Annotated in this window: 26 protein-coding genes; 14 read left to right on the forward strand and 12 right to left on the reverse strand. The window is 74.6% G+C overall.

Annotated features, from left to right (window positions below; all coding sequences use genetic code 11):
• Positions 1 to 12 precede the first annotated feature (12 nt).
• Positions 13 to 1,446 carry a glycoside hydrolase family 32 protein gene (locus tag WJX68_RS00265; protein ID WP_340285372.1) on the reverse strand — a complete coding sequence of 478 codons (1,434 nt, stop codon included), beginning with the start codon at positions 1,444 to 1,446 and terminating at the stop codon, positions 13 to 15.
• 134 nt (positions 1,447 to 1,580) lie between these two features.
• Here WJX68_RS00265 and WJX68_RS00270 point away from each other — a divergent pair, with 134 nt between their 5' ends.
• A complete protein-coding gene (locus WJX68_RS00270; RefSeq protein ID WP_340285374.1) occupies positions 1,581 to 2,849 on the forward strand; it encodes an oligosaccharide MFS transporter in 1,269 nt (422 codons plus the stop codon).
• 74 nt (positions 2,850 to 2,923) lie between these two features.
• On the opposite strand, the gene glnA is transcribed toward WJX68_RS00270, so the two are convergent.
• Positions 2,924 to 4,345: a type I glutamate--ammonia ligase gene (gene glnA, locus WJX68_RS00275; RefSeq protein ID WP_340285376.1), complete on the reverse strand. Its 1,422-nt coding sequence runs from the start codon at positions 4,343 to 4,345 to the stop codon at positions 2,924 to 2,926.
• A gap of 185 nt (positions 4,346 to 4,530) precedes the next feature.
• Here glnA and WJX68_RS00280 point away from each other — a divergent pair, with 185 nt between their 5' ends.
• Positions 4,531 to 5,004 (forward strand): RDD family protein, encoded by a 474-nt coding sequence (locus WJX68_RS00280; RefSeq protein ID WP_340285378.1) that lies wholly within the window; start codon positions 4,531 to 4,533, stop codon positions 5,002 to 5,004.
• 6 nt (positions 5,005 to 5,010) lie between these two features.
• On the opposite strand, the gene WJX68_RS00285 is transcribed toward WJX68_RS00280, so the two are convergent.
• On the reverse strand, positions 5,011 to 5,688 hold the full coding sequence (locus tag WJX68_RS00285; protein WP_340285380.1) for a GntR family transcriptional regulator: 678 nt from the start codon (positions 5,686 to 5,688) through the stop codon (positions 5,011 to 5,013).
• A gap of 120 nt (positions 5,689 to 5,808) precedes the next feature.
• Here WJX68_RS00285 and WJX68_RS00290 point away from each other — a divergent pair, with 120 nt between their 5' ends.
• The 10 genes from WJX68_RS00290 to WJX68_RS00335 all read left to right on the forward strand — a co-directional run bounded on the left by WJX68_RS00290 (position 5,809) and on the right by WJX68_RS00335 (position 14,165).
• Positions 5,809 to 6,840, forward strand: a complete 1,032-nt coding sequence (locus tag WJX68_RS00290) for a LuxR C-terminal-related transcriptional regulator (protein WP_340285382.1) — start codon at positions 5,809 to 5,811, stop codon at positions 6,838 to 6,840.
• A gap of 129 nt (positions 6,841 to 6,969) precedes the next feature.
• Positions 6,970 to 7,371, forward strand: a complete 402-nt coding sequence (locus WJX68_RS00295; RefSeq protein ID WP_340285383.1) for a GlcG/HbpS family heme-binding protein — start codon at positions 6,970 to 6,972, stop codon at positions 7,369 to 7,371.
• Positions 7,368 to 8,222: an MIP/aquaporin family protein gene (locus WJX68_RS00300; protein ID WP_340285384.1), complete on the forward strand. Its 855-nt coding sequence runs from the start codon at positions 7,368 to 7,370 to the stop codon at positions 8,220 to 8,222. The genes WJX68_RS00295 and WJX68_RS00300 overlap by 4 nt, the downstream gene beginning before the upstream one ends.
• The gene (locus WJX68_RS00305; protein ID WP_340285385.1) at positions 8,219 to 8,644 is read left to right on the forward strand and encodes a diol dehydratase small subunit; all 426 of its coding nucleotides are present in this window, start codon (positions 8,219 to 8,221) and stop codon (positions 8,642 to 8,644) included. The genes WJX68_RS00300 and WJX68_RS00305 overlap by 4 nt, the downstream gene beginning before the upstream one ends.
• A gap of 3 nt (positions 8,645 to 8,647) precedes the next feature.
• Positions 8,648 to 10,366, forward strand: coding sequence for a propanediol/glycerol family dehydratase large subunit (locus WJX68_RS00310; protein ID WP_340285386.1), 1,719 nt, complete (start codon positions 8,648 to 8,650; stop codon positions 10,364 to 10,366).
• Positions 10,363 to 10,950, forward strand: coding sequence for a propanediol/glycerol family dehydratase medium subunit (locus WJX68_RS00315; protein WP_340285388.1), 588 nt, complete (start codon positions 10,363 to 10,365; stop codon positions 10,948 to 10,950). The genes WJX68_RS00310 and WJX68_RS00315 overlap by 4 nt, the downstream gene beginning before the upstream one ends.
• 11 nt (positions 10,951 to 10,961) lie before the next feature.
• The gene (locus WJX68_RS00320) at positions 10,962 to 12,830 is read left to right on the forward strand and encodes a diol dehydratase reactivase subunit alpha (RefSeq protein WP_340285390.1); all 1,869 of its coding nucleotides are present in this window, start codon (positions 10,962 to 10,964) and stop codon (positions 12,828 to 12,830) included.
• On the forward strand, positions 12,827 to 13,237 hold the full coding sequence (locus WJX68_RS00325; protein ID WP_340285392.1) for a glycerol dehydratase reactivase beta/small subunit family protein: 411 nt from the start codon (positions 12,827 to 12,829) through the stop codon (positions 13,235 to 13,237). Before WJX68_RS00320 ends, WJX68_RS00325 begins: the two co-directional genes overlap by 4 nt.
• Positions 13,234 to 13,410, forward strand: coding sequence for a hypothetical protein (locus WJX68_RS00330; RefSeq protein ID WP_340285394.1), 177 nt, complete (start codon positions 13,234 to 13,236; stop codon positions 13,408 to 13,410). Before WJX68_RS00325 ends, WJX68_RS00330 begins: the two co-directional genes overlap by 4 nt.
• Positions 13,407 to 14,165, forward strand: coding sequence for a (2Fe-2S)-binding protein (locus tag WJX68_RS00335; RefSeq protein WP_340285395.1), 759 nt, complete (start codon positions 13,407 to 13,409; stop codon positions 14,163 to 14,165). Before WJX68_RS00330 ends, WJX68_RS00335 begins: the two co-directional genes overlap by 4 nt.
• A 4-nt stretch (positions 14,166 to 14,169) precedes the next feature.
• Here WJX68_RS00335 and WJX68_RS00340 read toward each other — a convergent pair whose 3' ends face one another.
• Genes WJX68_RS00340 through WJX68_RS00350 form a run of 3 tightly spaced genes read right to left on the reverse strand, consistent with a single transcriptional unit; the run spans position 14,170 to position 16,882 of the window.
• Positions 14,170 to 14,907: a DUF4191 domain-containing protein gene (locus tag WJX68_RS00340; RefSeq protein ID WP_340285396.1), complete on the reverse strand. Its 738-nt coding sequence runs from the start codon at positions 14,905 to 14,907 to the stop codon at positions 14,170 to 14,172.
• A gap of 50 nt (positions 14,908 to 14,957) precedes the next feature.
• Entirely contained in the window at positions 14,958 to 15,962 is a 1,005-nt protein-coding gene (gene lipA / locus WJX68_RS00345; protein WP_340285398.1) for a lipoyl synthase, read from the reverse strand.
• A complete protein-coding gene (locus WJX68_RS00350; RefSeq protein ID WP_340285400.1) occupies positions 15,959 to 16,882 on the reverse strand; it encodes an SDR family NAD(P)-dependent oxidoreductase in 924 nt (307 codons plus the stop codon). Before WJX68_RS00350 ends, lipA begins: the two co-directional genes overlap by 4 nt.
• 63 nt (positions 16,883 to 16,945) lie before the next feature.
• Here WJX68_RS00350 and WJX68_RS00355 point away from each other — a divergent pair, with 63 nt between their 5' ends.
• Positions 16,946 to 17,878 (forward strand): LLM class F420-dependent oxidoreductase, encoded by a 933-nt coding sequence (locus tag WJX68_RS00355; RefSeq protein ID WP_340285402.1) that lies wholly within the window; start codon positions 16,946 to 16,948, stop codon positions 17,876 to 17,878.
• Between the two features lie 13 nt (positions 17,879 to 17,891).
• On the opposite strand, the gene lipB is transcribed toward WJX68_RS00355, so the two are convergent.
• From lipB to lpdA, 5 genes are all read right to left on the reverse strand, one after another.
• Positions 17,892 to 18,617: a lipoyl(octanoyl) transferase LipB gene (lipB, locus tag WJX68_RS00360; RefSeq protein WP_340285403.1), complete on the reverse strand. Its 726-nt coding sequence runs from the start codon at positions 18,615 to 18,617 to the stop codon at positions 17,892 to 17,894.
• A 10-nt stretch (positions 18,618 to 18,627) separates the two neighbouring features.
• Positions 18,628 to 19,893 (reverse strand): NAD(P)/FAD-dependent oxidoreductase, encoded by a 1,266-nt coding sequence (locus WJX68_RS00365; protein WP_340285405.1) that lies wholly within the window; start codon positions 19,891 to 19,893, stop codon positions 18,628 to 18,630.
• Positions 19,890 to 20,780, reverse strand: a complete 891-nt coding sequence (locus WJX68_RS00370) for a TIGR01777 family oxidoreductase (protein ID WP_340285406.1) — start codon at positions 20,778 to 20,780, stop codon at positions 19,890 to 19,892. Before WJX68_RS00370 ends, WJX68_RS00365 begins: the two co-directional genes overlap by 4 nt.
• 137 nt (positions 20,781 to 20,917) lie before the next feature.
• Entirely contained in the window at positions 20,918 to 22,702 is a 1,785-nt protein-coding gene (sucB, locus tag WJX68_RS00375) for a 2-oxoglutarate dehydrogenase, E2 component, dihydrolipoamide succinyltransferase (RefSeq protein ID WP_340285407.1), read from the reverse strand.
• A gap of 57 nt (positions 22,703 to 22,759) precedes the next feature.
• Complete coding sequence (gene lpdA, locus WJX68_RS00380; RefSeq protein WP_340285408.1) at positions 22,760 to 24,151, reverse strand: dihydrolipoyl dehydrogenase; 1,392 nt, start codon at positions 24,149 to 24,151, stop codon at positions 22,760 to 22,762.
• Positions 24,152 to 24,363: 212 nt separating this feature from the next.
• Here lpdA and WJX68_RS00385 point away from each other — a divergent pair, with 212 nt between their 5' ends.
• Positions 24,364 to 24,777 (forward strand): oxidoreductase, encoded by a 414-nt coding sequence (locus WJX68_RS00385; RefSeq protein ID WP_340285409.1) that lies wholly within the window; start codon positions 24,364 to 24,366, stop codon positions 24,775 to 24,777.
• 4 nt (positions 24,778 to 24,781) lie between these two features.
• Here WJX68_RS00385 and WJX68_RS00390 read toward each other — a convergent pair whose 3' ends face one another.
• A complete protein-coding gene (locus WJX68_RS00390) occupies positions 24,782 to 25,627 on the reverse strand; it encodes an SDR family NAD(P)-dependent oxidoreductase (protein WP_340285410.1) in 846 nt (281 codons plus the stop codon).
• Positions 25,628 to 25,668 lie beyond the last annotated feature (41 nt).

Consider the following 25,668-nt stretch of genomic DNA (forward strand, 5'->3'; position numbering starts at 1 on the left):
GACGCCCCCACCCTACTGAGCGGGGGCGGCGCCCGGTCCGGCGTCCGGGCCGAGGGTGCCGGTCCCCGCCAGGGCCGGGTCGAGGGCCCACCCGCGCAGGGTGGTCTCGGCCGTGCCGCGCGGCACCACGACCCGGGCGGGGCCGGACGGCGCCGGGTACACCTTCTCGGTCACCACGGCGCGGCCGTCGGCGTAGACCTCGACGACCGGGCCGTCGACGAGGACGCGCAGGTGGGTCCGCGTGCCGGGCGGCACCGCGGCCGTGACGGCGCCGGGCCGGGGCAGCGGGTGCGCGGTGGCGGCGGGAACGCTCCCGCGGTCGACGGTGACCAGGCCGTGCGACGGCGCGGCCCGCACGACCACCGCGTCGCCGAGGTGGAGCTCGACCTCGGTGCCGGGCACGGAGATCCCGGCGTCCAGCTCCAGTTCGTAGCCGGCGGGCAGGTCCGCGCCGGGCACCAGCGGGGTGCCGCGCAGGCCGGTCAGCTCGCGGGCGGGCTCGACCCGCAGGCCGCCGTCGTCGTGCACCCCGATCTCGCGGGGGAAGGTGGCGCACCCGGCCCAGCCCGCGGTGGCCGAGTCCGCGGGGGAGCGGGACTCCCAGCTCCAGCCCCACAGCAGCGTGCGGCCGGGCTCGGCCAGTGCGGTCGCCGCGTAGTGGTCGCGGCCGTGGTCGAGGGGGCCGCCGCCGTCGGGCCGGAAGCGCAGCCCGTGCCCGCCGGCGTCGAGTGTGCCGGTCAGCGCGACGGTGGAGTAGGTGACGTCGGCGATCCACAGCGACAGGACGAGCACCCAGCGGCCGTCGCCGGCGGGGACGAGGGCGGGGCACTCCCAGGCGTCGGCGGGGCGGGCGATGCGGGCCGCGACCGGGTCGCCCGGGTCGAGCAGCGACCCGGCCGGACGCCAGTCGCCCAGGTCGTCGCCGATCCGGTGGACCAGCACGTCGGGCCGGCCCCCGCCGCGGTGGCCGGCGCCGACGATCCCCCAGCGGACCCCGCCCGCCTCGAGCAGGAACGGGTCGCGGAAGGCGAGGAGGTCGGTTCCCGGCGGCGGCCCGTCGACGACCGGCTCGGGCTCGGCCTTGAACGACGAGACGGCGTCGTCGGTGGCCCGCGCGAGCATGACCGAGCCGATGCCGTCGGTGCGGTCCATGCCGGTGTACACCGCGGTCGGGACGCCGTCCTCGACCACCGCGCACCCCGACCAGGCCCCGAGCGCGTCGCGCCCGCCGGGCGTGGGTGCGAGCGCGATCCCGTGGTCGGTCCAGGTCAGCAGGTCCGGGCTGGACGCGTGCGACCAGTGGATGTCGCCCCACTCGGTCGACCCGGGGTTGTGCTGCTGGAACAGGTGGTAGCGCCCGGCGTGCCACAGCGGCCCGTTGGGGTCGTTGCACCAGCCGCCGGCGGCCGGTCGGACGTGGTGACGGGGACGGTTCCGGTCGCTCATCGGGCGCTCCTACGGCGTCGTGGGGGCTTGCGCAACGGAAGCTAACACGTCAAAGTCTCCGATGCCTAACACGAGTTAGCCACCGACGGCGGTGGCTCGGCGCAAGGGAGCGCGCGATGACGGACACTCGATCCGTGACGGTCGGACCGGGCGGTACGGGCGCCGGGCCGGCGCCGCTGCGCCGGCGCAACGCGGTGCTCGCCGCGTCGGCGCTGGCGCTGTTCTTCATGACCTGGTCGCTGAGCTGGTCGCTGTTCGCGATCTGGCTGACCGGCGAGATCGGCCTGTCACCGGGCCGCAGCGCCCTGGTGGTGGGCGCGAACTCGGTGGGCTGCCTGCTGGTCATGCCGGTCTACGGGTTCCTGCAGGACCGGCTCGGGCTGCGGCGCAACCTGCTGCTGGTCGTCGGCGGCCTCATGGTGCTGGCCGGGCCGTTCTACATCCACGTCTACGGGCCGCTGCTGCAGCACGCGTTCCTGGCCGGGCTGGTGGTCGGGGCGCTCTACCTCGCGAGCGCGTTCGCCGTCGCCGTCGCCACCCTGGAGTGCTACGTCGAGCGGCTCGGCCGCCTGCAGGGCTTCGAGTTCGGCCCAGTGCGCATGTGGGGCTCGCTCGGCTGGGCGGCCGCGACCTGGGTCGCGGGGCGGCTGTTCACCATCGACCCGCGGATCGCGTTCTGGGCGGCCTCGGCGACCGCGGTGCTGTTCGTGCTGGTCCTGCTCGCGATCCGGGTCCCCGGCGGCGGCCGGGCCGGTGCCGTCGACGCGGCGGCCTCCACCGTCTCCCCGCGCGAGGCGCTCGGCCTGCTGCGCAACCCCGCCTCCGCCGGGCTGGTGCTCTACGTCGTCGCGGTGACCGCGACCTACGGCGTGTACGACTCGATGTTCCCCTCCTACTTCGCCTCGCTGTTCCCCACCGCCGCCGAGGGGACGCAGACCTACGCGACGCTCAACGCGGTGCAGGTGTTCCTCGAGGCGGGCGGGATGGCGCTCGCGCCGTTCCTGGTCAACCGGGTCGGGCCGCGCCGGGCGCTGCTGCTCGCCGGCGCCGTGATGGCGCTGCGCATCCTGCTGTCGGGCGTCGTGGTCGACCCGCTCGCGATCTCGGCGGTGAAGCTGCTGCACGCCGTCGAGCTGCCGATCATGCTCATCGCGGTGTTCAAGTACGTGAACCGGCACTTCGAGGCGCGCTACTCGGCCACGGTGTACCTGGTCGGCTACCAGCTGGTGACGCAGTTCGGGTCCGCGATCATCTCGCCGCTGGCCGGGGTGGGCTACGACCGGCTCGGCTTCGCCCACACCTATCTGCTCATGGGCACCGTCGTCGCGGTGTTCACCGCCGTCTCCGTGCTCACCCTGCGCCGCGACGGGGCCGACCGGGTGGCGGTACCGCTGCGGGTCTGAGTCCCGCGCACGCGCCGAGGCCCGGCACCCCGCAGGGGGTACCGGGCCTCGGTGGGTGTCGCGTCAGGCGCGGATCACACGTCGTAGTAGAGCGCGAACTCGTACGGGTGCGGGCGCAGCCGGAGCGGGTCGATCTCGTTCTCGCGCTTGTAGGCGATCCAGGTCTCGATCAGGTCCGGGGTGAACACGCCGCCCTCGAGCAGGTAGTCGTGGTCCTCCTCGAGCTTGTCGATGACCGCGCCCAGCGAGGACGGGACCTGCGCGATGTCCTTGGCCTCCTCGGGCGGGAGCTCGTAGAGGTCCTTGTCGATCGGCGCCGGCGGCTCGATCTTGTTCTTGATCCCGTCGAGGCCGGCCATCAGCATCGCCGAGAAGGCGAGGTACGGGTTGCCGGACGAGTCGGGGCAGCGGAACTCGATGCGCTTGGCCTTCGGGCTGTCGCCGGAGAGCGGGATACGGATGCAGGCCGAGCGGTTGCGGGCCGAGTAGACCAGGTTGACCGGCGCCTCGAAGCCCGGCACCAGGCGGTGGAACGAGTTCACCGTCGGGTTGGTGAAGGCCAGCAGCGACGGCGCGTGGTGCAGCAGGCCGCCGATGTAGTAGCGGGCGGTGTCGGACAGGCCGCCGTAGCCGGACTCGTCGTGGAACAGCGGCTGGCCGTCCTTCCACAGCGACTGGTGCACGTGCATGCCCGAGCCGTTGTCGCCGAACAGCGGCTTCGGCATGAAGGTCGCGGTCTTGCCGTTCTGCCACGCCACGTTCTTCACGAGGTACTTGAAGAGCATGACATCGTCGGCCGCACGCAGCAGCGTGTCGAACTTGTAGTTGATCTCGGCCTGACCGGCGGTGCCGACCTCGTGGTGCTCGCGCTCCACCTCGAAGCCCGACGCCTGCATGGTGCTGACGATGTCGGCACGCAGGTCGGCGTAGTGGTCGACCGGCGGGACGGGGAAGTAGCCGCCCTTGTAGTTGACCTTGTAGCCCAGGTTGCCGCCGGCCTCCTCGCGGCCGGTGTTCCACCAGCCCTCCGCGGAGTCGATGTGGTGGTAGGCCTGGTGCGGGTCGGTGCCGAACCGGATCGAGTCGAAGACGTAGAACTCGGCCTCGGGCGCCATGAAGGCGGTGTCGGCGATGCCGGAGGCGCTCAGGTACTCCTGCGCCTTGCGGGCCACGTTCCGCGGGTCACGGGAGTAGGGCTCACCGGTGATCGGGTCGTGGACGAAGAAGTTGATGTTCAGCGTCTTGTGCTTGCGGAACGGGTCGACGCGCGCGGTGTTCGGGTCCGGGAACAGCGCCATGTCGGACTCGTTGATCGCCTGGAACCCGCGGACCGACGAGCCGTCGAAGGCCGCGCCGTTCTCCAGGAGATCACCGGCCGTCTTGGCGGGGACGGTGAGGTGCTGCATGACGCCGGGCAGGTCGCAGAACCTGATGTCGACGTACTCGACCTTCTCGTCCGAGATGTACTTGAGTACCTCTTCGGCGTTGCTGAACACTCTCTCGGGCTCCTTCAATCGCTGGTGGAGATCGTGGGTGACGGTAGGAGTGCCGTGTTGCTCACCCATCACTCACCTGTTTCACCGACGTTAACTGAACCGCCCGCGACCTGGGTCACGTTCGTTCCCGATGCCCGGTCCGGGCCGCCACCGCCGGTGTCTCTGCGCCGCCTACGCTAGAAGGCATGGCCCGCTGGATCGAGTCCTGGCTCCCCGGTTCATCCCCCGGAGGGGGCGACGGTCCGGCGGCGCACCCGGGCGAGCGCTTCGGGCTGCCGGCGAGCGGGCACTACAGCGTCGCCGGGTTCGGGCGCCGCGTCGGCGGGGTCTGCATCGACTGGTTCCTGTGCTACCTGCTCGTCCTGCTCGTGGCCGGGGTCGACGCACTGGGCACCGCGGAGTTCAGCTGGTGGGTGCTGGGGGCGTGGTTCGTCCTCACCTCGCTGTCGGTCGCGGTGCTCGGCACCTCGCCGGGACACCGGGCGCTGGGGATGCGCGTGGCCCGCACCGACATGGCGACCCACGTCGGCGTGCCCCGGGCGGTGCTGCGCACCGCGATGGTCGCGGTCGTGCTGCCGCCGTTCCTGCGCGACGCCGACGGCCGCGGCTGGCACGACCGGGCGTCCTCGACGATCGTCGTCCGGACGCTGCGGGCCTGAGCCCGCTCAGCCCGCCGCGGGCGGCGGCGTGCCGAGGACCGAGGCGCGGGTGCCCGCCAGATGCACCCGCAGCGCGTGCACCGCGCCGCGGTGGTCGCGCGCACGCACCCGGTCCAACATCGCCCGGTGCTCGGTGACGAGCCGCTCGGCCCGGCCGGGGAAGCGCCCGCCGAGCGCGCCGTGGTTCATGCGGAGCTGCCGGTCGCGCAGCGAGCCGTAGACCTCCAGCAGGAGGCTGCGGCACCCGGCGGACACCAGCGCGACGTGGAACCGGCGGTCGGCCTCGACGAAGCCGGACTCGTCGCGCGCCGCGACGGCGGCGACCTGCTCGTCGATCGCGGCCGACATGGCGGCGACGACCTCGCCGAGGGTCTCGTCGTCGGTCCCGACGACCGTCTCGATGGCGTGGGACTCGATGACGTCGCGGGCCTCGACCACGGCGTCCACCTCGCCGGGGGAGACCGGCACCACCAGTGCGCCGCGCTTGGGGAACAGCTTGAGCAGCCCCTCGGACTGCAGCTGCAGGAAGGCCTCGCGCACCGGGGTGCGGCTCAGCTGCAGCGGGCGGGCGACCTGCCCCTCGCTGATGAGCTCGCCCGCCGGGAGCGTCCCGTCGAGGATCCCGGCCTTCGCGAACCGGTACGCGCGCTCGGTCGCGCTGGCGTCGCCCGGTCTGTCGTCCACGACTGAATCATGCCGTACGCAGGCCGTTCGTGTTCGCGAGGCTTGCCCGTCGAGCCCGCTGTCCCTACCGTTCGGGTCGGGCACGCGACATAGATGCATGTTGGATACCGGGAGGACCGGGTGATCCTCAGCCACGGTGCGGTGCAGGACCGGGGTGTCACGACGCTGCTGGACGACCTCGTCCGGCGGACGTCGCGACGGCTGGGCGGCGCGGGCGGCGCCGTGGCGCTGCTGCGCGCGCCCGGTGCCGGCGACGGCGTCGCGACGACCGTCGTCCACCACGACCCCCTGCCCTCGGTCGGGCCGGTGCTGAGCCGCCTCGTCCGGGAGCAGCGGACGGTCGTCGTGCCGGGCCCGCCCGGCCTGATCGGCGCCCCGCTCTGGTGGGACGACGAGCTCCTCGGGGCCTGCGTGTTCGGCGGCGACCCGTTCGCCGTCGCCGACACCACCGAGGTCGAGGGCTTCGCCGGGCGGGCCGCGGTCGCCGTGGTGGCCGCCCGGCTGCTCGCCGACGCCGTCCCGGCGGCCCCGGACCTGGTGACGGTGCTGCGCACCGAGCTCGACCGGGCCCTGCACGCGCTCGGAGCCCGCGGCGGGGTCGTGACGATGGGCGCGGACCGGGTGCCCGACCCGGCCGTCGGCGAGGCGGTCCTGGTCGTCGCGCGGGCGCTGCTCGACAACGCGGTGCGCCACTCCGCGGCCGGCACGCTGCGGCTGGGGCTGGTGTTCGAGCCCGGCGCGGTCCGGCTGATCGTCGAGGACGACGGACGCGGCTTCGACCCGGTCCGCGGCGCGGGAGCGGGGCTGGCCCGCGCGGCCGCCGCGGTGCGCGCCGCCGGCGGTCAGCTCGACGTCGACAGCACCCCGGGCTGGGGCACCCGGGTGCGGGCCTGCTTCCCGGACCCGCCGGCGCCGTGCGCGTCGTTCTCCCCCGGGGCGCGGGTCGCCGCGCCCGCGACCGGGTCGCGCTGCGTGCTGACGCAACGCGAGCGGGAGGTCCGCGAGCTCGTCGAGCAGGGGCTGGCCGACAAGCAGATCGCCTTCCGGCTCGCCATCTCGGTGAAGACCGTCGAGAAGCACGTGGGCGCCGTCCTGCGCAAGACCGGCGCCCGCAACCGCACCATGCTCGCCCGGTTCGGCGCGGGGAGCTGAGCCGTCCGGACCTGACCGGACGGCGTGGGGGTAGGGACAGTCCTCATATCTGCGCAGGCAGCCGAACTCCTAGCGTCGTGACGTGCCCGGGGTCACACCGGGCCGGACTCGACGAGGAGTGAGGCCCGAATGCAGCGACTGACCCTGCAGGACGCGGAGAAGGCACTGGCCGCCGGACTGGCCAAGGCCACCGAGATCGGCCAGCCGATGAACGTCGCCGTCGTGGACGACGGCGGCCACCTGCTCGCCTTCGCCCGCCAGGACGGCGCGATCCGGGTGAGCATCGACATCGCCCAGCGCAAGGCGCGCACCTCGATCCTGATGAACCTCCCGACCGCCGCACTGACCCCGCTGGTGCAGCCCGGCGCCGAGCTCTACGGCCTGGAGCAGACCTCCGGCGGGCTGGTGACCTTCGGCGGCGGCATCCCGATCCACCGCGACGGCGAGCTGGTCGGGGCGGTCGGCGTCAGCGCCGGGTCGGTCGAGCAGGACGTGACGGTGGCCGAGGCCGCCGTCGCGGCGCTGGCGTGACCCGCGGCGACGTCGGCGAGCTCGCCGCCGAGTTCGCGGGCACCTTCGTCCTGATCGTGATCGGCTGCGGCACCGTCGCGCAGGTCCTCACCTCCGACGGCGCCGCCGGCGACTGGTCCACCCTGGTCTGGGGCTGGGGCGTCGCGGTGACGATGGGCGTCTACGTCGCCGGACGGGTCAGCGGCGCCCACCTCAACCCGGCCGTCACCCTGGCGCTGGCGGTGTTCAAGGGCTTCGCCTGGCGCAAGGTGCTGCCGTACTCGCTGGCCCAGACCGCCGGCGCGTTCGTGGCCGCCCTGGTCGTGCGCGCCGTCTACGCCGACGCGATCGCCCGGGTCGACGCCGGCCACACCACCGCCACCCAGACCATCTTCTCGACGCTGCCGGGCGAGGGGATCTCGATCCTCACCGCGTTCGGGGACCAGATCGTCGGCACCGCGATCCTCGTGTTCGTGATCTTCGCGCTCACCAACGCGCTGAACAACCCGCCCGGCGCGAACACCGCGCCGTTCATGATCGGCTTCCTGGTCGTCGGCATCGGCATCTCCTTCGGGGCCAACGCCGGCTACGCCATCAACCCGGCCCGCGACCTCGGCCCGCGGCTGGCCTCGTTCGTCACCGGTTACGACACCGCCTTCGTCACCGCCGCCGGCGTCCCCTACTGGTGGTTGCCGATCGTCGCCCCGCTGCTGGGCGGCCTGCTCGGGGGCGGCGCGTTCGTGCTGCTCGTGGAGCGCTTCCTCACCCCCGCCGAGATCGAGATGGCCGCGAGCGGGGAGGTCCCGGTCGGCCGGGTCCCGCAGCCCGCGGCGCCCGCCGAGCACCCGTCCCAGCTGGAGGAGACCCGATGAGCACCACCCTCGGACCCACCGACTACCCGCTGTCGGTGCAGCGGCCCGAGCTGCTGCGGACGCCCACCGGCCGCCCGCTCGCCGACGTCACGATGGCCGCCGTCGTCGCGGGGGAGATCCGCAACGAGGACCTGCGCATCGCACCCGGGACCCTGCAGCTGCAGGGCGAGATCTCCGAGGCGGTGGGCCGCCGCCAGCTCGGGGAGAACATGCGCCGGGCCGCCGAGCTGACCGCCGTGCCGGACGAGGAGGTCCTCGCGATCTACAACGCGCTGCGCCCGCGGGCCTCCTCGGCGGCGCGGCTGGCCGAGATCGCCGACCGGCTCGAGAACGCCTACTCCGCCACGCTCTGCGCCGCGCTCGTCCGCGAGGCCGCGCAGGTCTACGCCGACCGCGACCTGCTCGCCCGCGAAGGAGACTGACCGATGACCAGCACCCTGCCCGCCGCCGGCGCGCCGGCACCCCCGCGCACCTCGCGGCGCACCGAGATGCTCGAGTCCCGCCCGGTCAACCTCGACGGCTTCGTCGAGGAGTGGCCGGAGAAGGGCCTCGTCGCGATGGAGAGCGACTTCGACCCCGCGCCGAGCGTGCGCGTCGAGAACGGCGTGATCGTCGAGCTCGACGGCCGCCCGCGCGCCGAGTTCGACTTCATGGACACCTTCATCGCCGACCACGCGCTCGACGTGGACGTCGCCGAGCACGCCAACGCCGTCCCGTCGGCCGACATCGCCCGGATGCTCGTCGACCCGCGCGTCACCCGCGCCGAGGTCCTCGACCTCACCCGCGGTCTCACCCCGGCCAAGCTCCTCGACGTCGTCAAGCTGCTCAACGTCGTCGAGATCATGATGTCGATGCAGAAGATGCGGGCCCGCCGCACGCCCGCCAACCAGGCGCACTCCACCAGCGCCCGGGACAACCCCGTGCAGGTCGCCGCCGACGCCGCGGAGGCCGCGCTGCGCGGCTTCGCCGAGCTGGAGACGACCCTGGGCGTGCTGCGCTACGCCCCGCTCGTCGCGATCGGCCTGCAGGTCGGGGCCCAGGCCGGGCGCGGCGGGGTGATCACCCAGTGCGCCCTGGAGGAGGCCACCGAGCTCGACCTCGGCATGCGCGGCATCACCGGCTACGCCGAGACGATCTCGGTCTACGGGACCGAGTCGGTCTTCGTCGACGGCGACGACACCCCCTGGTCCAAGACGTTCCTCGCGAGCGCCTACGCCTCGCGCGGGATCAAGATGCGCTTCACCTCGGGCACCGGCTCGGAGGTGCAGATGGGCAACGCCGAGGGCCGCTCGATGCTCTTCCTGGAGATCCGCTGCATCCTGATGGCCAAGGGTGCCGGGGTGCAGGGGCTGCAGAACGGCTCGATCTCCTGCATCGGTGTGCCCGGCGCCGTGCCCGGCGGCATCCGCGCCGTCGCCGCGGAGAACCTCGTCTGCAACATGGTCGACCTGGAGTGCGCAGCCGGCAACGACCAGTCGTTCTCGCACTCGGCGATGCGCCGGACCAGCCGGCTCATGCCGCAGCTGCTGTCCGGCCAGGACCTGGTGTGCTCCGGCTTCTCCGGCGTCCCGAACTCGGACAACATGTTCGCCGGGTCCAACCTCGACGTCGAGGACTACGACGACTGGAACACCATCCAGCGCGACCTGCAGATCGACGGCGGGCTGCGCCACGTCCGCGAGCCGGAGATCCTCGCCGTGCGGGAGAAGGCGGCGCGGGCCATGCAGGCCGTGTTCGCCGAGCTCGACCTCCCGCGCATCACCGACGACGAGGTCGAGGCCGCCACCTACGCCAACTCCAGCGCCGACTACCCGCTGCGCGAGGTCCTGGAGGACCTCAAGGGCGCCCAGTCGGTGATGGACCGCGGTGTCACCGGCCTGGACCTGGTGAAGATCCTGGAGCGGACCGGCTTCCACGACATCGCCGAGAACCTGCTGGCCGTGCTGCGCCAGCGCGTGTCCGGCGACCTGCTGCAGACCTCGGCGATCCTCGACGGGGACTTCGTGCCGCGCGCGGCGATCAACGACGCCAACGACTACGCCGGCCCGGGCACCGGCTACCGCCTGAGCGGTGAGCGGTGGACCGAGCTCAAGCGGCTCCGTCACGTCACCAGCGCCGAGAACCCCGAGGAGGAGGTCTCGTGAGCACCCCGACCGAGAACCCGTACCGGCTGTCCCTGACCGAGACCGGCCCCGCCGCCCGCGGCACCCGGCCCGACGAGGTCGTCATCGCGCTGTCCCCGGCCTTCGGCGGGTTCTTCACCCGCACGATCGTCGACGTCCCGCACGCCGAGGTGCTCCGCCAGCTCATGGCCGGCATCGAGGAGCAGGGCGTCACCTCGCGGCTGGTGCGGGTGTGGGACACCGCCGACCTGGCCGCGATCGCGCACACCGGGGCGAAGCTGTCCGGCTCGGGCATCTGCGTCGGCGTGCTGTCGCGGGGCACCACGATGATCCACCAGAAGGACCTGGCCCGGCTGAGCAACCTGGAGCTGTTCCCGCAGTCCCCGCTGCTCGACGCCGAGGTCTTCCGCGGCATCGGGTCCAACGCCGCCCAGTACGCCAAGGGCGAGTCCCCGCAGCCGGTCCCGACCCGCAACGACCAGATGGCACGCCCGCGCTGGCAGGCCAAGGCGGCGTTGCTGCACCTCAAGGAGTTCGAGCAGATCCGGCACGGCGTCCGGCCCGTCGAGGTGTCGGTGTCCGGCGCACTGAGCGACGCGGGCTGAGAGGGGGACGGGTGCACGGGACGGACGCGTCGCGCCTCGTCGTGGGTGTGGACATCGGCAACTCGACGACCGAGGCCTGCGCGGCGACGGTCGACGCGCGCGGCCGGGTCACCCACCTCGGTACCGCCCTGACCCGCACCACCGGGGTCAAGGGCACCCCGGACAACACCGACGGCGCGGTCACCGCGGTCCGCCGGGCCCTGGAGCGGGCCCGGCGGAGCGTGGCCGAGCTGGACGAGGTGCTGCTCAACGAGGCCACCCCGGTGATCAGCGGGCTGGCCATGGAGACGATCACCGAGACGATCATCACCGAGTCCACGATGATCGGGCACAACCCGTCGACCCCGGGTGGCGAGGGCCTCGGGGTCGGCGTCACGGTGGCGATCGAGGACCTGGCCGGGACGGGACCGGTGCCGGACGGGCCGGTGATCGCCGTCGTCGGGCGGGGGTGGGACTTCGACCGGGTCGCCGCGGTGCTGGGCGGTGCCCTCGGGCGCGGTCTGGACCTGGTCGCCGCCGTGCTCGCCCAGGACGACGCCGTCCTGGTCGCCAACCGGATCCCGGTGGCCGTCCCGATCGTCGACGAGGTCGGCGCCGTCGAGCGGGTGCCGCTGGGCATGACGGCCGCGGTCGAGGTCGCCGCGCCCGGGCGCACCATCCGGACCCTGGCCGACTCCTACGGCCTGGCCACGGTGTTCGGCCTCGACCCCGAGCAGACCCGCCAGGTCGCGCCGGTCGCGCGGGCGCTGACCGGGAACCGGTCGGCGGTCGTCGTGCGGACGCCGGCCGGGGACGTCTCCGACCGCCGGGTACCGGTCGGGGAGCTGGCCCTGACCGGGGCCGGCAAGACCCTGCGGATCGACGTCGACGCGGGCGCCGACGCGATCATGGACCTGCTCGCCCGGGTCCAGCCCCTCGACGACGCGACCGGGCAGCCCGGCACGCACGTCGGCGGGATGCTCGCCCAGGTCCGCGACACCATGACCGACGTGACCGGGCGACCGGCCGCGGAGATCCGGATCCGCGACGTCCTGGCCGTGGACACCTTCGTCCCGCGGGAGGTCCGCGGCGGGCTGGCGGGCGAGGTCGCGCTGGAGAACGCGGTGGCGCTCGCCGCGATGGTGCGCACCAGCCGCAGCCGCATGCAGGTCGTCGCCGACCGGGTCGCCGCGGCCCTCGGCTGCCACGCCCGCATCGGCGGCGTCGAGGGGGAGATGGCGGTGCGCGGGGCGCTCACCACGCCGGGCACCGACACCCCCATCGCGGTGCTCGACATGGGCGGCGGCTCCACCGACGCGGCCCTGCTCACCCGCGACGGGACGTCCACCGCGGTGCACGTCGCCGGGGCGGGGGAGCTGGTCACCAAGCTCATCGACTCCGAGCTCGCCCTCGACGACCGGGAGACCGCCGAGCAGGTCAAGTGGTACCCGCTGGCCAAGGTGGAGAGCTTCTTCCACCTGCGTCACGAGGACGGCTCGGTCCAGTTCTACACCGAGCCGCTGCCGTCGCACGTGTTCGCCCGGGTCGTCGTGATGACCCCGGACGGTCCTGTCCCGGTGCCGACCCGGCACTCGGTCGACCACGTCGTGCGGGTGCGCCGGGAGGCCAAGCGCCGGGTGTTCGTCGTCAACGCCCTGCGCGCGCTGCGCCAGGTCGCGCCGGGCGGGTCGCTGCGGATGCTGGACTTCGTGGTGCTGCTCGGGGGCTCGGCGCTCGACTTCGAGATCCCCCGGATGATCGCCGACGCGCTCGCCGGGCAGGGCGTCGTCTGCGGGACGGGCAACGTGCACGGCACCGAGGGCCCGCGCAACGCGGTGGCCTCGGGGCTGGTGGACGCGCACGCCCACGCGATGGTCGCCGACGCGGAGCCGGTCGCGTGAGCCCCGCCGCGTCGGCCCCGGAACCGCCCGCGGTGGTCGTGCGCCACCACCCCGACGCCCCCGCGGCGGTGCTGCGCGAGGTGCTCGCCGGCGTGGAGGAGGAGGGGGTGCCCGCCGCCGCGTGGCCCGACCCGACCGCCGTCGGCGGGCCGCCCGGCGACGCGGGCGCGGTCGCGCTGGCCCACCGGGCGGCCCGGCGGTCGCGGCTCGACGTCGGCGTCGGGATCGACGCGGCCGGTGCCGTCGTGGTGCACCACGCGAAGCTGCCGGCCGACCGGCCCGCGCTCACCGAGCCCGGGCCGGTGCGGGCGGGTGCCCACCCGCCGTACGGGCGTGCCGCCGGTGCCGCCGCGGCCCGGATCGTCACCGGGCTGCCGCTGCCCGCCGTGCCCGGGGACCGGCCGTGACCGGGCGGGCCGCACCGGGCCGGTCGCTCGCCCGCGTGCTCGTCTGGGCCGCCGTGCTCCTGCTGCTGCTGGTGGTGTCGGCCGGCGCGCAGGCGCTCGCCGTGGTCGCCGCCGCGGTGGTGCTGGTACCGGGGAGCGCCGTGGTGCCCGGCGCCGGGCCGGTGGCGTCGTGACCCGGGTGCGGGCCGCGGCGCCGCCGGTGGGCGAGGTGCTCGCCGGGCTCGCCGCCGTCGGGCCGTTCTTCGAGCTCCGCGAGCTGGCCGCCGAGCGCGCCGCCGGCCGTCCGGTACGCGACCTGGCCGCGTTCCTGGCGCCCGACGCCCTGCTCGACCGGGTCGAGCGCACCCGCGTGGCGCTCGGCGCGCCGCCCCCGCTCGGCCGGCGGATCGCCGCGTCGGTGATGGTGCAGGGTCTCGCGGCACGGCTGGTGTCCGGGCCGCTGGCCGCGCTCGCGCTGCACGGCGTGGTGCTCGACGTCGCGCCCGCGACGCTGTGGTGGTCCACCACCCCGCTCGGCGACGTCGTCGCCCTCGGCCCGCCGCGGATCGTGCCCGCGGCGTCCGGCGGCCCGTCGCCGCTGGGCCCGCTGCTCGACGACGTCCTCGCGCCCCTGGTGGCTGCGACCCGGGACCGCTTCGGGGTGTCGGGCACGGTGCTGTGGGGCAACGTCGCGTCGTCGGTCGCGGGCGCGAAACGCGTGCTCGACATCGAGCGGCCCGACGCCTGCGCGGCCGTCGCGGCCGCCGCCGCGGACCTGCTGGCCCACCCGCGCCTGACGGGCACGGGGGAGCGCAGGCCGCCGGTCGCCCCGGACCACGTCTGGAGCTTCCGGCGGCGGTCGTGCTGCCTGTACTACCGGGTGCCGGGCGGGAGCACCTGCGCGGACTGCGTGCTCGCCGACCGGGGCGACCCGGGCGCGGGCGGGTGAGGGCTCAGCGGCGGCGCACGGCGCGCTGGACGCTGCGCATCTTCGCGCCCTGCGGCATCGGCCCCTTGGGCATCGCCGCGGCGCGGCTGCCGAGGGCGTTGAGCCGGCCCTCGAGCGAGTCCATCTCCGCGGCGGAGATGTTGCGCGGCAGCTTCATGAGGTGGCGCTGCAGCCCCTTGAGCGGGACCTGGCCCTCCTCGTTGCCGACGATCACGTCGTAGATCGGGGTGGAGCCCGCGACCCGCGCGGTGCGCTTCTTCTCCTGCGCGAGCAGGTTCTTCACCCGGTGCGGCGCACCCTCGGCGACGAAGATGATCCCCGGCCGTCCGATGACGCGGTGCACGGCGTCGAGCTGGGTGGTGCCCGCGACGCCCTGGGTGATCCGCCACTGCCCGCGCATGTTGTCCAGCGCCCAGCCCGCGGCTCCCGGCTGCCCGTCGGCCTTGAGGTAGACCGACTTCTGCACCCGGCGCCCGAACACGCTGAACGCCGCCAGCGCGCCGATCAGCACGCCGAAGGGCACGAAGAACCAGGTCAGGCCGACCAGCCACCCGATGAGCGTGAGCACCACGATCGACCCGACGAACACGCCGATCATGATCGGGAGGAGCTTAGAGTCCTCCTTGCGCTGCATCTGGAACGCCTGCCAGATCTGCTGGCGACGCTGCTTGGACGCGGCCTTCTTCTGGGCCTTGAGCGCCTTCTTCTCATCGGGTGTGGGCTTGCGGGGCTTGCCGGGCATGTGACCAGCCTACTTCTGCGCGGAGATCGACGGTGCGGGCAGCCTAGTGCCTATCCGCGGGCGAGCAGCGAGCTCGCCTCCTGGGCGGCCGGGCCGGACTCGGCCAGGTGCGCCAGGGCGGGGGAGAGCTCCTCGCCGCGGTGGGCGACGGTCTGGGCGTAGAGCCGCCCCGCCCGGTACGACGAGCGCACCAGCGGCCCCGCCATGACCCCCGCGAAGCCGATCTCCTCCGCGGCGCGGGAGTGCTCGACGAACTCCTCGGGCTTGACCCAGCGCTCCACCGGGTGGTGGCGCTTGGTCGGGCGCAGGTACTGGGTGATCGTGATGATCTCGCAGCCCGCGGCGTGCAGGTCGCGCAGCGCGGCGGTGACCTCGTCGGGGGTCTCGCCCATGCCCAGGATCAGGTTCGACTTGGTGACCAGGCCGAACTCGCGGGCCTTGGTGATGACCTCCAGCGAGCGCTCGTAGCGGAACGCCGGGCGGATCCGCTTGAAGATCCGCGGGACCGTCTCCAGGTTGTGCGCGAACACCTCGGGCCGGGACTCGAACACCGGCACGAGCTGCGCGTCGATCGAGTTGAAGTCCGGGGCGAGCAGCTCGACGCCGGTGCCCGGGTTCAGCTCGTGGATCTTGCGGACGGTCTCGGCGTAGAGCCAGGAGCCGCCGTCGTCCAGGTCGTCGCGGGCGACGCCGGTGACGGTCGAGTAGCGCAGGCCCATCTGCTGCACCGACTCCGCGACCCGGCGCGGCTCGTCGGTGTCGAGGTCGGCGGGCTTGCCGGTGTCGATCTGGCAGAAGTCGCAGCGCCGCGTGCACTGCTCGCCGCCGATGAGGAACGTCGCCTCCCGGTCCTCCCAGCACTCGTAGATGTTGGGGCAGCCGGCCTCCTCGCACACCGTGTGCAGGCCGCCCGAGCGGACGAGGCCCTTCAGCTCGGTGTACTGCGGACCGGTCTTGGCGCGGGTGCGGATCCAGGACGGCTTGCGCTCGATCGGGGTCTCGCTGTTGCGGACCTCGAGGCGGAGCAGCTTGCGGCCTTCGGGTGCGACGGTCACCCCTGCACCCTACGCCCGGGGTCGGGTGTGATGCCGGTCTCGGCGGCCGTGACCTGCCACAACCTGCCCGCGAGGACCGCGTCGCGGGCGGCGGCGGACCGACGCGCGGGCCCGGCCGGGCCGCGGGTCCCCCCTTGTCCGGTCGGGCCCAGGTAGTCGCCGCCGTGCACCGGCCCGGTCGCCGCGGCGAGCTGCGGGGCGATGCCGTCGGCCACCGGCTGCACGACGAGCCGCTCCGCCGCGAGCGCGACCCGCGACCACGGCCCGCCCCCGGCACGGCGGACCGCGTTGGCCAGCAGCGAGGACTCGGTCATGCCCGGGTGGGCGGCCACCGACAGGACCGGGTCGCCGGCCAGGCGCAGCCGTCGGTCCAGCTCCGCGGCGAACAGCAGGTTCGCGAGCTTGGACGCCCCGTAGGCGGCCGTCGGGGAGTAGCGGCGGCGGCGCCGGTGCAGGTCGTCGACGTCGAGCCGGGCGCCGTGGTGCCCGAGGCTGGAGGTCGTCACCACCCGCGAGGGCCGCTCGGCGTCCCCGGCGGCCCGCAGCGCCGGCATCAGCAGCCAGGTCAGCGCGGCCGGGCCGAGGTGGTTCGTGCCGATCTGCAGCTCGAACCCGTCGGCGGTCGCGGCCCGCGGACCCATCGCCACGCCGGCGTTGTTGACCAGGACGTCGACCGTGTCGCCGGTGCGCTCGCGGATCCGTGCGGCCGCCGCGCGCACCGAGCCCAGGTCGGCGAGGTCGAGCAGCACCAGCTCGCCCCCGGCCTCGGCCGCCGCGGCGCGGCCGCGGGCCTCGTCGCGGGCGGTCATCAGGACCCGGGCCCCGGCCCGGGCCAGCGCGGCGGCCAGGGCGCGCCCGAGCCCGGAGGTGGTGCCGGTGACGACGACGGTCCGGCCGGTCTGGTCGGGGACGGGATGCACGGCGCGACCGTAGCCCCCGGCACCGGCGGCGCCCCGGCGGCGGGCGCGCTAGCGTCGCCCTCCGTGGACTTCCGGATCTTCACCGAGCCCCAGCAGGGTGCGACCTACACCGATCTCCTGCGGGTCGCCCGCACCACGCAGGACGCCGGCTACGACGCGTTCTTCCGCTCCGACCACTTCCTCGCGATGGGCGACGGCCCCGGCCTGCCGGGTCCCACCGACGCCTGGGTGACGCTGGCCGCGCTCGGCCGCGAGACCGAGCGGATCCGGCTCGGCACCCTGGTCACCAGCGCCACGTTCCGGCTGCCCGGCCCGCTGGCCGTCGCCGTCGCGCAGGCCGACGAGATGTCCGGCGGCCGGATCGAGCTCGGCCTCGGCTCGGGCTGGTTCGAGGCCGAGCACGCCGCGCTCGGCATCCCGTTCCCGCCGCTGGCACGGCGTTTCGAGATCCTCACCGAGCAGCTGGAGATCCTCACCGGGCTGTGGGCGACCCCGGAGGGCGGGCGCTTCGACCACCGGGGCACCCACTACACGATCACCGACTCCCCGGCCCTGCCGCGCCCGGTGCAGGACGCGCCGCCGGTGATCGTCGGCGGGATGGGGAAGCGGAAGACCCCGGCGCTGGCCGCGCGGTTCGCCTCGGAGTTCAACGTGCCCTTCCAGCAGCCCGGCACCGTCGCCACGCAGTTCGGCCGGGTGCGCGACGCCTGCACCGCCGCCGGGCGCGACCCGGGCGCGCTCACCTGGTCGGTGGCGCAGATGCTGTGCCTGGGCCGCGACGACGCCGAGGTCGACCGCCGCGCGGACGCCGTGGGCCGCGACGCCGCCGAGGTCCGGGCGAACTGCCTGGCCGGTACCCCGGACCAGGTCGTCGACCAGCTCGGCCGGTGGTCGGAGACGACCGGTGCGACGCGGTTCTACCTGCAGGTCCTCGACCTCGCCGACCTCGCGCACATCGAGGACTTCGCCGCGACCGTCGTGCCGCAGCTCGCCTGAGCGGGGCGGGACCTCAGCCGAGGCCGGACATCAGGTCGACCTGCCGGGCGACCGGGTGCTCGGTCACCGGCAGGCGGCCGTCGAGCGCGTCCAGCACGGCGGCCGCCGCGGGGCCGGCGACCTCGTCGACGGTGACGTCGCGGCCCAGCTCGGCGGTCAGCGTGGTGACCCCGGCGTCCGGGATCCCGCACGGCACGATGCGCCCGAAGTCGCCGAGGTCGGCGTCGCAGTTGATCGCGAAGCCGTGCTGGGTGACCCCGCCCGAGATCCGCACGCCGATCGCGGCGACCTTGCGCTCGGGGGTGAAGCCGTGCGCGGGCAGCCACACCCCGGACCGGCCCTCGACCCGGCCGGCGTCGGCCAGCCCCAGGTCGTGGCAGACCCGGATGATCGCCTCCTCGAGGCGGCGGACGTAGTCGACGACGTCCATCGGCTCGCCCAGGGCGACGATCGGGTAGCCGACCAGCTGCCCCGGCCCGTGCCAGGTGATCCGCCCGCCGCGGTCGACGTCGATCACCGGGGTGCCGTCGGTGGGACGGTCCTGCGGCTGGGTGCGCCGCCCCGCGGTGTAGACCGGCGGGTGCTCCAGCAGCATCAGCACGTCCGGGCCGGTGCCGTCCTTCCGCGCGGCCGCGTGCGCCTTCTGGGTGTCCCAGGCGGCGAGGTACTCGACGCGGCCGAGCCGGTCCACCCGGACGGCGTCGGATCCGGCACGGCAGGTCAGGTGCGGGGCGGCCATGCCCGCGAGCCTACGCCGCCCCCAGCCGGGCCAGGACCGCCTGCGCCGCCCGCCGACCGCTGACCAGCGCGCCCTGCGTGGACGGGGTGTCGCGGTGGTCGCCGGCGACGAACAGGTTCCCGCCCAGGTCCACGTCCCGGCGCAGCGGACGCCCGGCGGGCAGCAGCGGCAGCGCCTCGTCGACCTGCGCGGTGTGCAGGTGCTCCCAGTCGTCGGTGCCCACGCCCCAGACCCGGGCGAGCTCGCGGCGCACGGCGGGCTCGTCGACACCGGTCGCGCCCGGCGTGCCGACGATCGAGGACGCCACCAGCGGGCGCCCGTCGGCGGAGTAGCCGGGTGCGGCCGCCGTCATCACCATCGTGTTCACGACCGGCCCGCCGGTCCCGTCGAGGTGCAGCAGCCCGGTGGCCGTCGGCGCCTGCGGCGGGACGTGGAAGAAGGTGGTCAGCGCGTTCATCCGCGGCTCGCCGATGCCGGGCAGCAGCGCGGCCGCCGTGCGCGGGTCCGCGGCGACGACGACCGCCCGCGCGCGCACCGTCCCGTCGCCGGTGTCCACGGCCGGGACCGGTCCGCCGCGCACCGCGCGCACCGGGGTGTGCAGCGAGACCGTCCCCTCGGGCAGGGCCGCGGCGAGGCGGCGGGGGAGTGCCTCCATGCCGTCGTCGGGCACGACGATCGTGCCGAGGGCGAAGCTGCGCCACGCCAGCCGCACGAACGCCGCCGAGGTCTCCAGCGCGGTCTCGGCCAGCACCCCGGACAGGAACGGGCGCAGGAACCGGTCGGTGACCGCCCCGCCGATCCCGGCCGCGTCCAGGTCCTCGGCCGCCGAGTGGGCGACCAGGGTCGCCGTGCGCGACGGCGGGGAGGCCAGCACCTTGGCCGTCCACGCGACCAGCCGGGCCTTGTCCACCGGCCCGAGCAGGTCGTCGAACGCGGTGGCCGGGGCCGAGGCGGGGCGGCGCAGCGGGTTGACGAAGCGGTGCAGCTCGCCGTCGCCGGCCCGGATCGCGGCGCCCGGCTCGAACGGTCGCGCGGCGAGGCTGTCCAGCCCGTGCGGGGCGAGCGCGGCGTGCAGCGCCGGGTAGGAGGAGTTCAGGACCTGGAACCCGCGGTCGCAGCGGAACCCGTCGACGACGTCGGTGGCGATCCGTCCGCCGACCCGGTCGGCGGCCTCCAGGACCCGGACGGCGAGCCCGTGGCGGTGCAGCACCGCGGCCGCGCGCAGGCCGGCCAGGCCCGCGCCGACCACCACGACGTCGACGTCCGCGGTGCTCACGTGCCGACCGCCGCCGAGAGGGCGTCGCCGACCGTGTGGTGGCGGAACTGGAACCCGGCCTCCAGCAGCGCGGCCGGGACCGCGCGCTGCCCGCCGAGCAGCATCTCGCGGCCCATCTCGCCGAGCACGGTGGACACCAGCGGGCCGGGGACGGGGAACGGCGCGGGGCGCCCCACGGCGGCGGCCATCTCCCGGGTGAACTCGGAGTTGGTGACCGGCACCGGGCCGGTCACGTTCGCCGGGCCGGACAGGCCGTCGGTCTCGACGGCGAACCGGATCGCGGAGACCTGGTCGTCGAGCGAGACCCACGGCATGTACTGGGTGCCCTTGCCGATGCGGCCGCCGAGGAAGCCCTTGAACAGCGGGCGCAGCATGGCCAGCAGCCCGCCGGAGGGGGACAGGACCAGCCCGGTGCGGACGAGCACGACCCGCGCGCCGGCGTCGGCGGCCGGGGCGGCCGCGGCCTCCCAGTCGCGGCACACGTCGGCGAGGAACCCCGAGCCCGACGGCGCGGACTCGTCGACGACGTGGTCGCCGGTGTCGCCGTAGTAGCCGACGGCCGAGCCGCTGACCAGCACCGGGACGCCGTGGCGGGCCACCGCGGCGGCGAGGACGTCGGTGGGGACGTTGCGCGAGTCGCGGATCAGCTGCTTGCGCGCCCCGGTCCACGGGCGGTCCGCGATCCCGGCCCCGTTGAGGTTGACGACCGCGTCGGCGCCGTCGAGCGTGCCGTCCTGGATCGTGCCCGCGGGCGGGTCCCAGCCGCGCTCGTCCGGGGCGGCGGGGGTGCGTCTGACCAGACGCAGCACCTCGTGCCCCGCGCCCCGCAGGTGGGCGACCAGGGCGGTTCCGATGAGTCCGGACGAACCGGCCACGACGACTCGCACGGGCGCGATCCTTCCGGGTCACGGGCGCGCGCGCGAGCCGGACCCGCCGCGACGGTCGTCACCCGCTCACCCGGACCGGTGAACGACGGCGGCCCGCCCCGGGAACCGGGACGGGCCGCCGTGCTGACCGTGCGGTGTCAGAGGCCGAGCTCGGCCTCGAACGCGCCCTCCTCGAGCCGCGCCCGGACCGCCGACAGGAAGCGGCCTGCGTCGGCGCCGTCGACCAGGCGGTGGTCGTAGGTCAGGGGCAGGAAGCACACCGAGCGGATGGCGATGACGTCCTCGCCCTCCGGGCCGGTGACGACCTTCGGCTCCTTCGAGATCGCGCCGGTGCCCAGGATGCCGACCTGGGGCTGGTTGATGATCGGCGTGTCGAACAGCGCGCCCGCGGACCCGATGTTCGTGATCGTGAAGGTGCCGCCGGACAGCTCGTCCGGGCCGATCTTCGCGTCGCGGGTGCGGGCCGCGACGTCGGCGATCTTCTTGGCGATGCCCGACAGCGACAGGTCGTCGGCGTCCTTGATCACCGGCACGAGCAGGCCGCGCGGGGTGTCCACGGCGATGCCCATGTGGACCGAGCCGTGGTAGGTGACCTGCTTGTTGTCCTCGGAGATCGAGGCGTTCAGCGACGGGAACGCCTTGAGCGCCTCGATGGTGGCCTTGGCGATGAACGCCAGGAAGGTGAGGTTGGCGCCCTCACGCTTCTTGAAGTCCTCCTTGACCCGGTTCCGCAGCTTGACGATGCGGGTGAGGTCGACCTCCTGGACGGTGGTCAGCTGCGCCGAGGTGGCCAGCGACTCGTTCATCCGCTGCGCGATGACCTGGCGCAGGCGCGGGAGCTTGACCGTGGAGCCCGGCTCCGGCGCGTCGCCCGAGCGGGTCGGGACGGCCTGCGGCTCCTTCGGCGCACCACCGGCGGGCTTCTCCGCCGCGGCGGCCGGCTTCTCCGCCGGAGCGGACTTCTGCTCGGCGGCGGCCAGCACGTCCTGCTTGCGGATGCGGCCGCCGACGCCCGAGCCGGTCACCGACGCGAGGTCGACGCCGTGCTCCTCGGCGAGCTTGCGCACCAGCGGGGTGACGTAGGGCTTGTCCCCGGACCCGTTGGACGACGGCTCGACCGCGCCCTTCGGGGTGTCCTCGGAGCCGGCCGGGGCCTTCTGCTCCTGCGCCGGGGCCTCGGCCTTGGGGTGCTCCGGCTCCGCCTCGGTCGCGGGCTCCTCCTTCTTCGGAGCCGGCTCCTCCTTCTTCTTCTCCGGAGCCTTCTCCTGCGCGGGCGCCTCGTCCTGCGCCGGGGCGGCCGAGCCGTCACCGACCAGCGCGAGCTGCGCGCCGACCTCGACGGTCTCGTCCTCGGCGACGGTGTGCTCGAGCACGGTGCCCGCGACCGGCGACGGGATCTCGGTGTCGACCTTGTCGGTGGAGACCTCGAGCAGGGGCTCGTCGACCTCGACGGAGTCGCCGACCTCCTTGAGCCAGCGGGTCACGGTGCCCTCGGTGACCGACTCGCCCAGCTCGGGCATCGTGACCGGGGTGCCGGAGCCGCCGCCGGACGACGAGCCACCCGAGGAGGAGCCGCCGGAGGACGCCGGGGTCTCCTCCTTCTCCGGCTCCGGCTCGGGCTCCGGCTCGGACTCCTCGGCCTGCTCCGACCCGGAGTCGGCGGAGCCGGAGTCGTCGGCCTCGTCGGCGTCGCCGATGACGGCGAGCTCGCCGCCGACCTCGACGGTGTCGTCCTCGCCCGCGATGATGCGCTTCAGCACGCCCGCAGCGGGCGACGGGATCTCCGTGTCGACCTTGTCGGTCGAGACCTCGAGCAACGGCTCGTCGACCTCGACGGTGTCGCCCTCGGCCTTGAGCCAGCGGGTGACGGTGCCCTCGGTGACACTCTCGCCCAGGGCGGGCATCTCAACGGTGACGGCCATGTGGGGTGGAGCTCCTCTTGTTCCGCGGGGGTGTTCGGGTCTGTGGGACGGCCGGGGTCAGCCGTGGGTGTGCAGCGGTTTCCCGGCCAGCGCGAGGTGGGCCTCTCCGAGGGCCTCGCTCTGCGTGGGGTGGGCGTGGATCAGGGCGGCGACGTCGGTGGGCAGAGCCTCCCAGTTGTAGATGAGTTGTGCCTCCCCGACGAGCTCGCCGATCCGTGATCCCACCATGTGCACGCCGAGGACGGGACCGCCCTCCCCGGCGGGCCCCGCCGCGACGAGCTTGACGGCGCCGGTGGTCTGCAGGATCTGCGACTTCCCGTTGCCGGCCAGGTCGTAGGTCAGGGTGTGCACCTCGCCGTGGCGCTCCCGCGCGGCCTGCTCGGTCAGGCCGACCGAGGCGACCTCGGGGTCGCAGTAGGTGACGCGGGGGATCCCGTCGTCGGTCACCGGGCGCGGCGCCAGCCCGGCGACGTCCTCGGCGACGAAGATCCCGTGCGCGAAGCCGCGGTGGGCGAGCTGCAGGCCCGGGGTGACGTCGCCGACGGCGTACACGCCGTCGAGGTTGGTGCGCAGGCGCTCGTCGACGGTCACGAAGCCCCGGTCCATCGCGACGCCCGCCTCGGCGAAGCCGTGCCCGGTGGTGTTCGGGCCGCGGCCGACCGCGACCAGCAGCAGGTCGGCCTCGATCTCCTCGCCGGACTCCAGCGCGACCGTGACGGTGTCCCCGCTGCGCGTCGCCGAGGCGAACCGCACCCCGGTGCGGGCGGTGATCCGGCGGCGCCGGAACGCGCGGGCGAGCTGGGTGGAGCAGAACTCGTCCTCGTTCGGGACGAGCCGGGGCAGCGCCTCGACGACGGTGACCTCGGCCCCGAAGGAACGCCACACGCTGGCGAACTCCACGCCGATCACGCCGCCGCCGAGCACCACGACCCGGCGCGGGGCCTCGTCGAGGGAGATCGCGGCGTCGGAGGTGACGACGCGGTCGTCGAGCTCCAGCCCGGGCAGCGAGCGGGCGTAGGAGCCGGTGGCGAGCACGACGTGCCGCCCGGTGAACCGGTCGTCGCCGACGCGCACCGAGCCCGGGCCCTCCAGGGTCCCCGCGCCGTGCACGACGGTGATCCCGCGCGAGGCGACCAGGCCCTGCAGACCCTTGTACAGCCGGGAGACCACGCCGTCCTTGTAGGCGTTGACCCCGGCCATGTCGACACCGTCGAACGTGGACCGGATCCCGACGTCGGCGCCGTCACGGGCGTGGTCGGCGACCTCGGCGGCGTGCAGCAGCGCCTTGGTCGGGATGCAGCCGCGGTGCAGGCAGGTCCCGCCGAGCTTGTCCTTCTCGACCAGGACCACCGACAGCCCCAGCTCCGCGGCGCGCAGCGCGCAGGCGTAGCCGCCGGATCCACCACCCAGGATCACCAGGTCGGCGGAACGAGCGCCCGGGTCGGACACCGATCAGCTCCCTCCGGGGATCACCGCCGGTGGACCGGTTCCGCCGGACGTGACCCCGCCACGCGGCGACCATCTTGTCACCTGGCCCCGGTTGCGCCAGTGGGGTGTCGGGAGCAAATCGGTGGTGCCGCTCGTTGGACACTCGCAGGGAGCGTGTCCGGTTCGTGCCGGACGCGGCGGCACGCCGTCAGGTCGAGGAGAGGGTGACGTGCATGGGTCTGCTGGACCTGTTCCGGTCGCGTGGACCGTCGGGCCGCAGGTCCGGGTGGGGATCCGGGGGCGGACGAGGGCGCGGCGCCTACGCCGAGGGGGAGGCCCACCTGCGCCGGTGGTCGGCCGAGCGGATCGGTGTCGAGGCGTTCGTCGAGCCGCGCACGACCGTGACGGAGACGACCGTGGTGTTCGTCGCGCACGACGGCGAATGGACCAGACGGCGTGTCGCGAGCCCCGCGGCGGCCCGCAAGCTGGCGCGGTCGATGACGATGCCGATCTACGACGTCCAGCTCGTCGGCTACCCCCACCGGATGCGGGAGCACGACGCCCGGGAGCGGGCCGTGCGCAAGAAGGAGCGCCGGGACCGGATGCTGCGCGAGCTGCGGGCGCGCGACCGCGACCGCGACCGGTAGCGGCTCAGGGGCGCAGGGACCGCGCCCGGCGGGCGCCGACCGCCCGCATCGCGGGCTCCAGGCGCAGCGCCGGGCCCGGGACCAGCGCGGTCAGCCGCAGCACCGCACCGCGCCAGGCCGGCAGCGTCCGGTAGACCCTGCTCGTGCCGAACATCCCGACCAGCGCCGTGGCGACCTGCTCGGGCGTGACGAGCACCCCGGACCGGACCAGTGCCTGCCCCTGGCCGCCGGGCTCCATCGAGCGCAGCAGCTCGGTGTTCACCCCGTCCGGGCAGACCGCGTGCACCCCGATGCCCTCGCGGCGGACCTCCGAGGCCAGCGCGGACGCCACCGACAGCGCCCCGGCCTTGGACGCCGCGTACAGCGACAGCCCCGGCACCGGGCCCAGCGCCGACAGCGAGACGGTCATGCCGATCTCGCCGCCCTGCGCGGTGCCCGCGGCGGCCTGCTCGCGGAACGCGGCGACCGCGGCGCGGGCGCCCCACACCGGGCCCAGCAGGTTGACCTCCACCAGGGCGCGGGCGTGGGCGTCGGAGACGCCGGTGACGGTGCCGTCGAACCCGACCCCGGCGTTGCTGACCCAGGCGCCGAGCGGGGCGAGCTCGCGGGCCCTGGCGACCGCGGCGGCCGAGGCGGCCGGGTCGGTGACGTCGCAGGCGGTGCCGGCGGCGGCGCCGATGCGCTCCGCGGTGGCCTGCGCGGCGGCGGCGTCGAGGTCGGTGACGAGCACCCGGTAGCCACGCCCGACCAGCTCGGTGGCGATGGCCTCGCCGATGCCGCGGGCGGCACCGGTGACCACAGCGGAGCGGGGGGCGTGCGCGGGGATCTCGTGACGGCGCTGTCGCGGCATGCGCGGCAGTATGCCCTACCCGTCGGTAACACCCGTGGCGG

The sequence above is a fragment of the Pseudonocardia spirodelae genome (assembly GCF_037727765.1).
Classification (GTDB): Bacteria; Actinomycetota; Actinomycetes; order Mycobacteriales; family Pseudonocardiaceae; genus Pseudonocardia; species Pseudonocardia spirodelae.